The organism is Nocardia sp. NPDC004123, assembly GCF_053603795.1.
This window is the reverse complement of the sequence record NZ_JBSGGG010000015.1, coordinates 168,365-180,136: the sequence shown is the minus strand read 5'-3', so window position 1 is coordinate 180,136 and position 11,772 is coordinate 168,365. Positions and strand designations below refer to the sequence as shown.

General features: G+C 68.7%; 8 protein-coding genes and 1 tRNA gene. 6 read left to right on the top strand and 3 right to left on the bottom strand.

The window, feature by feature from the left end:
• Window positions 1-60 precede the first annotated feature (60 nt).
• Window positions 61-1,365 carry an FAD-binding oxidoreductase gene (locus ACWEQQ_RS23040; protein WP_452349625.1) on the top strand — a complete coding sequence of 435 codons (1,305 nt, stop codon included), beginning with the start codon at window positions 61-63 and terminating at the stop codon, window positions 1,363-1,365.
• Window positions 1,366-1,421: 56 nt separating this feature from the next.
• Here ACWEQQ_RS23040 and ACWEQQ_RS23035 read toward each other — a convergent pair whose 3' ends face one another.
• The 3 genes from ACWEQQ_RS23035 to ACWEQQ_RS23025 form a co-directional block, all read right to left on the bottom strand.
• The gene (locus ACWEQQ_RS23035; RefSeq protein WP_452349624.1) at window positions 1,422-3,062 is read right to left on the bottom strand and encodes a PH domain-containing protein; all 1,641 of its coding nucleotides are present in this window, start codon (window positions 3,060-3,062) and stop codon (window positions 1,422-1,424) included.
• Complete coding sequence (locus ACWEQQ_RS23030) at window positions 3,059-3,565, bottom strand: PH domain-containing protein (protein WP_452349623.1); 507 nt, start codon at window positions 3,563-3,565, stop codon at window positions 3,059-3,061. Before ACWEQQ_RS23030 ends, ACWEQQ_RS23035 begins: the two co-directional genes overlap by 4 nt.
• 88 nt (window positions 3,566-3,653) lie before the next feature.
• The gene (locus ACWEQQ_RS23025) at window positions 3,654-5,138 is read right to left on the bottom strand and encodes a hypothetical protein (RefSeq protein ID WP_452349622.1); all 1,485 of its coding nucleotides are present in this window, start codon (window positions 5,136-5,138) and stop codon (window positions 3,654-3,656) included.
• 255 nt (window positions 5,139-5,393) lie between these two features.
• On the opposite strand from ACWEQQ_RS23025, the gene ACWEQQ_RS23020 reads away from it, so the two are divergent.
• The 5 genes from ACWEQQ_RS23020 to ACWEQQ_RS23000 all read left to right on the top strand — a co-directional run bounded on the left by ACWEQQ_RS23020 (window position 5,394) and on the right by ACWEQQ_RS23000 (window position 11,706).
• Window positions 5,394-7,997, top strand: a complete 2,604-nt coding sequence (locus tag ACWEQQ_RS23020) for a bifunctional FO biosynthesis protein CofGH (protein ID WP_452349683.1) — start codon at window positions 5,394-5,396, stop codon at window positions 7,995-7,997.
• A 234-nt stretch (window positions 7,998-8,231) separates the two neighbouring features.
• Complete coding sequence (gene fdxA / locus ACWEQQ_RS23015; protein ID WP_040812194.1) at window positions 8,232-8,555, top strand: ferredoxin; 324 nt, start codon at window positions 8,232-8,234, stop codon at window positions 8,553-8,555.
• 9 nt (window positions 8,556-8,564) lie between these two features.
• The gene (dapC, locus tag ACWEQQ_RS23010) at window positions 8,565-9,671 is read left to right on the top strand and encodes a succinyldiaminopimelate transaminase (RefSeq protein ID WP_452344294.1); all 1,107 of its coding nucleotides are present in this window, start codon (window positions 8,565-8,567) and stop codon (window positions 9,669-9,671) included.
• A 69-nt stretch (window positions 9,672-9,740) separates the two neighbouring features.
• Window positions 9,741-9,814: transfer RNA gene (locus ACWEQQ_RS23005), tRNA-Asp, on the top strand.
• A gap of 404 nt (window positions 9,815-10,218) precedes the next feature.
• Entirely contained in the window at window positions 10,219-11,706 is a 1,488-nt protein-coding gene (locus ACWEQQ_RS23000; RefSeq protein ID WP_452349621.1) for a GMC oxidoreductase, read from the top strand.
• Window positions 11,707-11,772: the final 66 nt, after the last annotated feature.

Below are 11,772 nucleotides of genomic sequence, written 5' to 3'. Positions count from 1 at the left end.
TCGGCGCCCTGTCTCGTCCCCCTCGTGAATCGCAATCACGATCAGGAACGAGGGAAGACGATGGGATTCGACGAACTGCGCAATGCTGTCCGGGGCCGCGTCCTGGAGTCCGGTGACGCGGACTTCGAGCAGGCCGCGCAGCCGTGGAGCCTGGCCGTGACGCAGCCGGTGGCGGCGGTCGCCGAGGTCGCTGACGCCGCGGAGGTGGCGGCCGTGGTCCGCTACGCGGGTGCCGCGGGCCGTCCGGTGGTGACCCAGCCGACCGGGCACGGCGCGGCGGGCGGCATCGATACCGCGATCCTGCTGCGCACCGGCGCGCTGAACCGGCTCGAGATCGATCCGGTCGCGCGGGTGGCCCGGGTCGGTGCGGGCGTGCGGTGGGGGCGGGTGCAGGCGGCTGCGGCGGCGCACGGTCTGACCGGGCTCGCCGGCAGCAATCCGGTGGTCGGCGTGACGGGTTACACGCTGGGCGGCGGCAAGAGCTGGTTCGGCCGTAAGTACGGCTGGGCGTCGAATGCGGTGCGCGCCTTCGAGATCGTGGACGCCGAGGGCCGCCCGGCCCGGGTGACCGCGGACAGTGATCCGGACCTGTTCTGGGCATTGTCCGGTGGCGGTGGCGATTTCGCCGTGGTGACGGGCCTCGAGTTCGAGCTCTTCCCGGCGCCGGGGCTGTACGGCGGCCGCATCACCTGGACCGCCGATCGGCTGCCCGAGGTGTGGGAAGCCTTCCGTGAGTTGACTTCTCGAGCCCCCGATGAGTTGTCGGTGTGGTTCAACCGTTTCCAGTTCCCGCAGGCGCCGGAGATGGTGGGCGTGGATCTCGCCTATCTGGGCGATCCGGAGCAGGGCCGGACCCTGGTGTCCGCGCTGGACCGGATCGGCGGCGCGCTCACCGATACGCGGGCCGCCCGGTCGGTGGCCGAGCTCGGCGACATCACCCAGGAGCCGGTCGATCCCAGCCCGGCCATCACCCGCGGCGAACTCCTCGACGACCTGTCCCCGGCGGCGGAGAAGATCATTCTCGGCGAATCCCTCGCACCGCTGGTCAGCGTTCAGGTCCGCCATCTGGGCGGCGCGCTGGCCCGCCCGGCCGCGGGTGCGCGCGGTGCGCTCTCCGACCGCTACCTCGTCTCCACCCTCGGTCTCGGTCTGCCCCACCTGCGAGAGGCGGTGCACGCCAGGGCAAATGCGCTGGTGGCGGAGTTCGGCGCGCTGGTGACGGGCAAGAAGCCGTTCACCTTCCTGGCCCCCGGTGAGTCGGCCGCCGCGGCCTTCGACGCGGCGACCCTGGACCGCCTGCGCACGATCAAGCGTGAGCGAGACCCTCAGAACGTGATTCGCTCGAACTACCCGGTGCTCGGCTGATCGTGCTGAAGTCCGGCTCGGCGGTGGAGCATTCGATCCGCCGCCGCGCCGTTCGGTCACCGCCCGGCGGGGGTGCCCAGCTGTCCGGGGGTGACCGCGTCGATCAGGGACCACGCCTGGTCGATCGGCAGGTCGATGACGCGGTAGCGCTTCTTGCCCGCGGCGGAGGCGGCCACGACCGTGGCCACGCCGGCGCGACGCTGGAACAGGGTCTGGCGGACGGTCCAGCCGATGACGCCGGGGGCCTCCAGGCAGTCGCGGTCGCGGTCCAGGCAGCCGCTGCGGGTGATGAGCCAGGCCGGTTTGCCGTCGGCGGCAGGGAGCACGGCGTGGCCGAGGCCGCGGTAGCGGTCCCGGGCGAGGGCGGCGGCGATGGGGGTGGCGATGGCGAGCGTGATCCACAGCCAGAGCGGGATGTGGCCGCCCGCAAGGGAAATGACGAGCAGCAGCGCCGCGATGGCCGCGAGCGGACTCAGGGTGCGGGTGTAGCGCCGGCGGTGGGCGGCCGGGCCGTGGGGGACCAGCGGCACGGTCACCAGTGGGGGTACCGGCAGGGTGGCTTCGGCCGGAACGGTGGAGGTGCCCAGCAGATGGGCGAGGGTGCGGTGCACGGCGGTGCGGGGAGCCTGCGGCAGGATCTTCTGCCGCGGGCTGGTGCCGGTCATGATGGCTTCGAGTTCGGCGGCTCCGGCCAGGCGCAGCAGCAGGGGCTCGTTCACGGTCGCGCCGCGCAGGCGGGCCAGGTCGAGGGTGGTCTGACGGGTGGTGAACAGCCCGTGCCGGACGGTCAGGGTCTTCCCGTCGTCCAGTACCTTCAGGCCGAACCAGGTCATGAGGTAGCGCGCGCAGGCGGCGAGGCTGACCACCACGATCAGGATCACGACGAGCAGCGCGATCACCCCCGCGATGACGGTCGCGCTGCGGTGCCCGACATCCTGGACCGTTCCGGATCTCAGGAAGAGCTGGGCGAACCCGTACTGGAACGCCAGACCGACGACCGGCGCGATGATTGCGAAGCCGGTCAACGAGAGTGGCGCGTACCGCACCCAATCCGGTTGCCAGTGCGCGATTTCCACGACGGGGTGTCCGGGCGTCGCGTCCGGTGCTTCCCCTTCGGTCGTAACTGTCTGGGCATCAATGGATTCCGTGCCCGCCCGGGTGTGTGCCAGCAGCGCGAGCCGCAGTTCCGGCACCAGTTTGGCATCCAGCGAGTCCAGTTTGAACTGTTCCCGCTTTTCCGCATGCTGCCCGGTGCCGATGGACAGCACCGCCAATCCGAGTACCCGGTGCAGCAGATCGGCCTGCACATCGACCGATCGGACCCGGTTGCGCGGCACCGAAAGTCGTTTGCGCTGAATCAGTCCGGTGCGCAGCTCCACATTGTCGGGGGTGATGCGATAGGTGGTGGTGAACCAGCGGGTGAGCGCGAAGCCGACGATGATCGCCACCACGGCCAGGCTCCACCCGGGATTGTCCCGGCTCGCGCCCGCCACCAGCGTGGCGATCAGCACCGGGATGAAGCGGATGAGCTCGGTGACCGGGTGGACCAGCAGCATGCGCTTGTCGAGCCGCTGCCAGTTCTCGGCGTCCGGGCCGAGGGGCGTCCCCGGCCCCGATCCCGCGGTGATCGGTGACAGCACTTCCGTCGGATAGGAATCCGGAAACACCTCCGGATCCGGCGGTGGCGGCTGGGTCATGTGGCGTCCCCCCGGTGCTGTGCGGCGATGGCGGTGAGCTGGGCGACGGTGTCACGCGCGTCGGCCAGGGCGAGCGCGCTGATGTGCACGGCCCCGGCCGAGGAGGCGGTGGTGACGGTGACGGTGGCCAGTCCGAGTAGCCGCTCCAGCGGTCCGCGGTAGGTGTCCACGGTCTGCACGCGGGTGATGGGCGCGACCCGGCTCTCCTGGGTGAACCAGCCGGTCCGGGTGTAGACGGCCTCGTCGGTGATCTCCCAGCGGTGCACGGCGTAGCGCCACAGCGGGATGGCCACGATGCTGAATATCGCTGCCAGCAGCACGATTCCGAACACCAGCGCCTGCAGGCCGCGCCGGTGTGTGTCGAACAGCGCCCAGACCCCCACTCCGAGGATCGGCACCGCCCACGACAGCGCGGCGCTCAGCGCCCACAGCAGTTTGGCGCGTGGGCTGGGACGCCGCGACGGGTCGGCCAGGATGCCGCCGGGAGCGAGGGGCTGGGACATGCTGCCCATGCTTGCATGAATCCGGCCGCGGAGGCGGTTGTTACCGGATCGGACCGGACGCCCGGTTTTCCGCCGCGGCGTGGGTCCGCTACTTGGGCGTAATACGGAACAGCCCCGTCGTGGTGCCCTGGTATTGGATACGGCCGGGAGCGATGGTGCCGACCATTTCCAGGGTGTCGTTCACGGTGGTCGCGCCGACGAACTGCTCGGTGTCGACCTTGCCGGTATCGGCGTCGATCACCGCGAAGCTGTAGTTGTCGGTCACCCCCGCGCTGCCGCTGCCCAGGCCGCTGCTGCCGCTGCTGCTGCCACTGCCGAGGGCGCCGCTGCCGCTGCCGAGCAGGGAGTGCCGGGTGAAGGTGTAGATCTTGCCGTCCGCCACCGACAGTCGCGGCACCGCCGAGGAGGGCACGGTGTTGGTCCAGACCACGGTGCAGCCGGAGCCGGTGACGTCGATGCGGGTCATGCCGCCCGAGATCGGTGCGCTCGCGGGCTGACTGGTGCCGGCGTTGGGCGGCAGCGCCGGGTAGGGGTAGCCGTAGGTGCTGGCCACGAACACGCTGTTGCCCGAGCCGATGGGGGAGTTCTCGGTGCCGTCGATGGCGGGCACCGAGCACACCGGCCGGCCGGTGGCGGTGTCGAAGACGAGCAGGTTCTCCTTGGTGGCCGCGTTGTCGGTGATGGCCAGGTATTCGGTGCCGTCGCTGGGTCCGAAGAAGGTCGGCGTCGCGCCGGTGCCCCAACTCAATTGGCCGGGCTTGCGGGCCGGACCGCGGTCGTAGGCCTGCCGCCACACGATCTGCGGGTTGCCGCTGCCGTCCACGTTCAGCAGGTACAGCGCGTGGTCGGTGGCCACGGCCATGCCCTGGGGCGCGGTGGCGATGCTGTTGGCCACGTTCTCGCCGGGCGCGAGCACGATCGAATGCGCGGTGCCGTCGGTGTTGACGAATCCGGCCGCGGCGCTGTCGGTGGCGAACCACACCCGGCCCTGGTAGTCGGGGGACACCGAACTGACCGCGTCGCAGGTGCCGCCGCCGCAGTGTCCGGTGACCGCCTGTGTCACATCGGTTTTCGAGGCGATCGACAGTGACCAGGAGCCGTCGGAGCCGCGCTGGTGCCCGATCCGCAGCAGGCTGCCCGAGCCGTCCACGGTGACCATCTGGTCGTGGTTGTCCAGGTAGGCGTAGACCCCGCCGAGCAGGCTGCCCTTGGTCAGGTCGAGGTGCGCGAGGGTGTTGCCGTTGTTCGGATCCAGCAGCAGCACTTCCGGCGCGCGGTCGGTGATCTTCGTGCACAGCGCCTGCGGGAAGCCGTCCGCGCCCTGCAGGATCGTCGGGCAGGCCGCGCCCTCCTCGTGGAAGTCCGCGTTGACGCCGCCGGTGCCGACGCCGGGCAGTGGCGTGGTGTCGGAGGCCTCGGCGTCGCCGTGCATGGTCGCGGTGCCCACCGGTCCCAGGTACGGATTGGCGGGCGGCACCGGTCCGAATGCGGAGGCGGCGCCGGTGGCGATGGTCAGCAGGGCGGCGGCGCCCAGGCCGGCGACGACAGCGGCGCGGCGGATTTTCGCGAGCACGAAGGTCTCCCTCTTCTTCTGCGAAGTGGACGCCCGCGAGGCTATTTCATCGGAACCGAGATTTGAATAGATGAACTCGAGGATGCGAATAATCAACTCGGAATACCGGACGTGGGCGGCAGGTTGGCTCGTTCCATGGCACCCGAGTCGGAACAGCCGGATGGATGGCGCATGATCGAGACCGTGACGGATCTACCGAACCCGAGCCTGCCGCCGAGGCGCACCAGCAGTTCGGCTGCGCCCACGGGTTCCGCCATGCCCGATGGTTCCGCTGTGCGCACCGATACTGCCGTGCCCACCGATTCCGCGATGCGCCGCGCGCTGCGCCGGGCTCGCGACGGTGCGACCCTGAATCTCGACGAGGCCGTGGTGCTGTTGCACGCGCGCGGCGCCGATCTGGAGGATCTGTGCGCGTCGGCCGCGCGGGTGCGCGATGCCGGGCTGCGGGAGTCCGGCTACGCCGGTGAGGTGCTGCCGATCACCTACTCCCGCAAGGTTTTCATCCCCATCACGCATCTGTGTCGCGACCGCTGCCACTACTGCACCTTCGTCACCGTGCCCGGCAAGCTGCGCGCGCAGGGCAAGGACATGTACATGGAGCCGGACGAGATTCTCGAGGTCGCCCGGCAGGGCGCCGAACTCGGTTGCAAGGAAGCGCTTTTCACCCTGGGTGACCGCCCGGAGGAGCGCTGGCCAGAGGCGCGGCAGTGGCTCGACGAGCGCGGCTACGACTCCACCCTGGATTACGTGCGCGCCATGGCGATTCGCGTACTGGAGGAGACCGGCCTGCTGCCGCATCTGAATCCCGGCGTGATGAGCTGGGCGGAGCTGTCGCGGCTCAAGCCGGTGTCGCCGTCCATGGGCATGATGCTGGAGACCACCTCGACGCGGCTGTTCACCGAACCCGGTCAGGCGCACTACGGTTCGCCGGACAAGGACCCGGCGGTGCGGCTGCGCGCGCTCACCGACGCCGGACGCCTGTCGGTGCCGTTCACCACCGGCATCCTGGTGGGCATCGGCGAGACCGTGGTCGAGCGCGCCGAGTCGATTCTCGCGATCCGCAAGGTGCACAAGGCTTTCGGGCACGTGCAGGAAGTCATCGTGCAGAACTTCCTGGCCAAGCAGGACACCGCCATGCGCCACAGCCCGGATGCCGGGATGGAGGAGTTCCGGGCCGCCATCGCCGTGACCCGGCTGCTGATGGGGCCGAAGATGCGCATCCAGGCGCCGCCGAATCTGGTGTCGCTGGAAGAATGCCGGGCGCTGCTGGCGGCGGGTATCGACGACTGGGGCGGGGTCTCGCCACTCACCCCCGACCATGTGAATCCGGAACGGCCGTGGCCGAATCTGGAGACCCTCGCGCAGATCACCGCCGACTGCGGCCATGTCCTCACCGAGCGCATCACCGCCCACCCGAAGTATGTGCTGGCGGGCCCTCCGTGGATCGATCCGCGGATTTCCGAACATGTTGCGGCACTGATGGATCCGAAGACCGGCCTGGCCGCCGATGTGAAGCCGTCCGGCCTGCCCTGGCAGGAGCCCGACCAGGATTGGGAATCGGCCGGCCGCATCGACCTGCACACCGCCATCGACGCCGAGGGCCGCCTGACCGAGTCCCGCAGCGACGCGGGGATTGCCGATGATTCACTAGGAGCGTTCGGCGACTGGGAGAGCATCCGCGAGCAGGTGCTCGAGCTGGCCGGTTCCGCCCCGGAGCGTGTCGGCGCCGATGTGATGGCCGCCCTGCGCGCCGCCGAGCGGGACCCCGCGGGCCTGACCGACGACCAGTACCTGGCCCTGGCCACCGCCGACGGCCCGGCCCTGGAGGCCGTGACCGCGCTGGCCGACCAGCTGCGCCGCGATGCCGTGGGCGACGAGGTCACCTACATCGTCAACCGGAACATCAACTTCACCAACATCTGCTACACCGGCTGCCGCTTCTGCGCGTTCGCGCAGCGCAAGGGCGATGCCGATGCCTTCAGCCTGAGCCCGGCCGAGGTCGCCGACCGCGCCTGGGAGGCCTGGGTCGAGGGCGCGACCGAGATCTGCATGCAGGGCGGCATCGATCCCGAGCTGCCGGTCACCGGCTACGCGGATCTGGTGCGCGCCATCAAGGCTCGCGTCCCCGGGATGCACGTGCACGCGTTCAGCCCGATGGAGATCGTCAATGGCGCGTCCCGCAGTGGGCAGTCGGTGCACGACTGGCTGTCGGCGCTGAAAGAGGCCGGGCTGGACAGCATTCCGGGCACCGCCGCCGAGATCCTGGACGACGAGGTGCGCTGGGTGCTGACCAAGGGCAAGCTGCCCGCCTCGGCCTGGGTGGATGTCGTCACCACCGCGCACCGGCTGGGCCTGAGCTCCAGCTCGACCATGATGTACGGCCACGTGGACAATCCCGCGCACTGGGTGGCCCACCTGCGCGTGCTGCGCGGAATCCAGGACGAGACCGGTGGTTTCACCGAATTCGTGCTGCTGCCGTTCGTGCACCAGAGCGCCCCGCTCTACCTCGCGGGCGCCTCCCGGCCCGGCCCGACCGTGCGGGAGAATCGGGCCGCGCACGCGCTGGCGCGGATCATGCTGCACGGCCGGATCGAGAATATTCAGACCAGCTGGGTCAAACTTGGTATCACCGGAACCCGGCTCATGCTGAACGGCGGCGCCAACGACCTCGGTGGCACGCTGATGGAGGAAACCATCTCCCGTATGGCCGGTTCCGAACATGGATCAGCCAAGACGGTCGAGGAACTGACGGAGATCGCGTCGGGTATCGGCCGCCCGGTCCGGCAGCGCACCACCACCTACGGTGTGCCGCCGACCCGCTCGCTCGCCCGCCTCTCCGCGACTTCGGCGGACGGCTGAGAGCCGTTGGAGTCGCGCACCCGTGCCGGCGGTCAGGTGGGTGTCTGAATTTTGGACGTGCCCGACGAGGTGCCGCCGGCGCAACGAGATCGGTTGTCGCGTTCCGAACGCCTGCCCGGGGTGTGACGGAGGGCGGCAGTTAGGGCAGGCTTTGCAGGAGTAATGTTGTCGGGCCGGGATAGGGTTTTGCCGGGCGGAGTATCCCGTATGTGAGGACAGACTAGGAGAGCGGCAGTGCCGTACATCATCGCTGAACCGTGCGTTGACGTGAAGGACAAGGCGTGCATCGAGGAATGCCCCGTGGACTGCATCTACGAGGGTGGCCGCATGCTGTACATCCAACCGGACGAGTGCGTGGACTGTGGTGCATGTGAACCGGTCTGCCCGGTGGAAGCGATCTTCTACGAAGACGACACCCCGGATCAGTGGGCCGGTTACGTCAACGCCAATGTCGACTTCTTCGACGACCTGGGTTCGCCGGGTGGCGCCACCAAGGTCGGCAAGGTCGACTACGACCCGCCGTTCATCGCCGCGCTGCCGCCGATGGCCAGCGAGTAGGACGAGCATTTGACCGCGCGTGGCCGGGTCAGCGCTCTGCTACCCGATTTCCCCTGGGACACCATCGCTTCCGTGAAGGCGAAGGCGGCGTCGCATCCGGACGGCATCGTCGACCTCTCGGTCGGGACACCGGTCGATCCGGTGGATCCGCTGATCCGCACGGCACTCTCGGCGGTGGCGGAGGTGCCGGGCTACCCGACCACGCACGGTACGCCCGAATTGCGCGAAGCCGTTGTCGCGGCGCTGAAGCGGCGATTCGGGATCACGGGGGTGGACCCGGCGGCGGTGCTGCCGGCCATCGGCACCAAGGAGCTCATTGCCGGGCTGCCGCGGCTGCTCGGCCTGGGATCGCAGGATCTGGTCGTCATCCCCGAGGTCGCCTACCCGACCTACGAGGTGGGCGCGCTGCTCGCCGGGGCTCGTTACGTGCGCGCCGACGGCACCACGCAGCTCGGCCCGGAGCGTCCCGCGCTGATCTTCCTCAACTCGCCGTCGAATCCGACCGGCAAGGTGCTGGGCGTCGACCACCTGCGCAAGGTGGTGCAGTTCGCCCGCGAGCGCGGGGCCATCGTCGCCTCGGACGAGTGCTACCTGGGGCTGGCCTGGGAGGGCCGCGCGGTGTCGATCCTCGACCCCGAGGTCAGCGACGGTGACCACACCGGCCTGCTCGCCATCCACTCACTGTCCAAGACCTCGAATCTGGCCAGTTACCGGGCTGGTTTCGTGGCCGGTGATCCGGCGCTCGTGGCGGAGCTGCTGGAGGTGCGCAAGCACTCCGGCATGATGCTGCCCTTCCCGATCCAGGCGGCCATGACCGCGGCCCTCGGCGATGACGCGCACGAGGTTCAGCAAAAGGACCGCTACCGGGCGCGGCGGGTCGTGCTGCGAGATGCCTTGCAGCGCGCGGGATTCCGGATCGACGACTCGGAGGCGGGTCTGTACCTGTGGTCGACGCGCGGCGAGGAATGCCGCACGACCCTGGATTGGCTGGCCGAGCGCGGCATCCTGGCGGCCCCCGGCGAGTTCTACGGCCCGCGCGGCAATCAGCATGTGCGCATTGCCCTTACCGCCACGGACGAACGAATCACCGCGGCCGCTGATCGTCTGACCAGCTGATTTCCCGTTACCACCGGGCCCGTGATAGCGTCTACGACGTTGCAAGGCCCGGTGGCCGAGCGATTGCAAGGCCCTGTGGCGCAGTTGGTTAGCGCGCCGCCCTGTCACGGCGGAGGTCGCGGGTTCGAGTCCCGTCAGGGTCGCAGTGTTCCGCCTCGCGGTTCCGCCTCCCCGCATCTTCAGCGGGCGGCCTGGGAGCCGTTTACTGCCGGCAATCCGTGCTAGCGCTTGGGAGCCAATCCGATTGTGGCCGTCCCCGGGGAGTTACCCCATCTCGCGAAATCGGTTGTCGCCTCCCTAATTTTGCCCAAAACTGACACACGTTCTCTTCACAACCTCTATAACAGGTTCTCATCGCAACTCGATGAGGAGTCTTTCAGTGCGTGGTCTGTCTTATGAAACCCCCGGTAAGAGTGTCCATGGCAGCAATGTCAGCCGGCGCGGGTTCCTAGCTGCAACAGGTGTCATTCTGGGGGCGGCTGCGCTACTACCGAAGGCGCCTCTGGCCCGGGCGCTACCCACGGGATCGATCAATGACGGTGACACGATGCCGATCCTGGTCATCGGCACCGGCTACGGCGGCGCGGTCGCGGCGCTGCGGCTCGCGCAGGCCGGGCAGAACGTGATCATGGTCGAGAAGGGCATGTCCTGGACCCAGCCCGGGTCCGACGGCAAGGTCTTCTGCAACATGCTGAATCCGGACGGCCGGTCCTTCTGGCTGCGCACCGAGACCGACCAGCCGATCAACCACTTCATGGGCGCGCCCTACAACAAGTCCATCTCCAAATACACCGGTGTGCTGGATTCCGAGCAGTTCAGCGGGATCCGGATCTACCAGGGCCGCGGCGTGGGCGGCGGCTCGCTGGTCAACGGCGGTATGGCGGTGACGCCCAAGCAGGAGAACTTCGCCAGCATCCTGCCGTCGGTGGACGCCGGCTCGATGTACAGCACCTACTACCCGCGCGCCAATGCCGGGCTGAAGGTGAACAACATCGACCAGACCTGGTTCCAGGGCGCGGACTGCTATCAGTTCGCGCGGGTCGGCATCAAGCAGGCGCAGCGGTCCGGGTTCGCGTACACCTTCGTGCCCAATGTCTACGACTTCAACTACATGAAGCAGGAGCAGGCCAGCACCGCCCCGCGGTCGGCGCTCAACGCCGAGGTCATCTACGGCAACAACTACGGCAAGAACTCGCTGGACAAGACCTATCTGGCGGCGGCGTCGGGCACCGGCAAGGTGACCATCGTGCCGCAGCACGTGGTCACCACCGTGTCGCCGGCCAATGGCGGCGGCTACTCGGTGTCGATGAACCAGATCGACACCAGCGGCAACACCGTCAAGGCGAAAACCGTTACGGCGCAGAAGGTCTTCTTCGCGGCCGGCAGTGTCGGCACCAGCAAGCTGTTGGTTACCCAGAAGGCCACCGGCAAGCTGGGCAATCTGCCGGACTCGATCGGCGCCGGCTGGGGCAACAACGGCAATGTCATGGTGGCCCGGCAGAACCAGGCCTGGGACGCCACCGGCAGCCTGCAGTCCTGCATCCCCTGCGTCGGCATCGACAACTGGGCCGACAGCGGCGGCCCGGCCTTCGCGGAGGTGTCGCCGTTCCCGGCCGGCATCGAGACCTTCGCCAGCCTGTACCTGGCCATCACCAAGAACCCCAATCGCGGCACCTTCTCCTACAACTCGGGAACCGGTGGCGTGGACCTGAACTGGCAGACCGCCTGGAACCAGCCCAGCATCGATTGCGCCAAGCGCATCTTCGACAAGATCAACAGCAAGGAAGGCACCATCTACCGGACCGACCTGTTCGGCGAATACAAGACCTGGGGCGACGATTTCGCCTATCACCCGCTCGGCGGCTGCGTGCTGAACGTGTCCACCGACAACTACGGGCGGCTCACCCAGTACCCGGGCCTGTACGTCATCGACGGCTCCCTGATTCCGGGCCTCACCACCGTCAACCCGTTCGTCACGATCACCGCGCTCGCGGAACGCAATATCGAGACGATCATTTCGCAGGACTTCCACTGAGGAAGCGGCCCCGTCGACGGAGAAATTCCGTCGGCGGGGCCGGCCGGGGCGTGTTCGTTCCGGTCG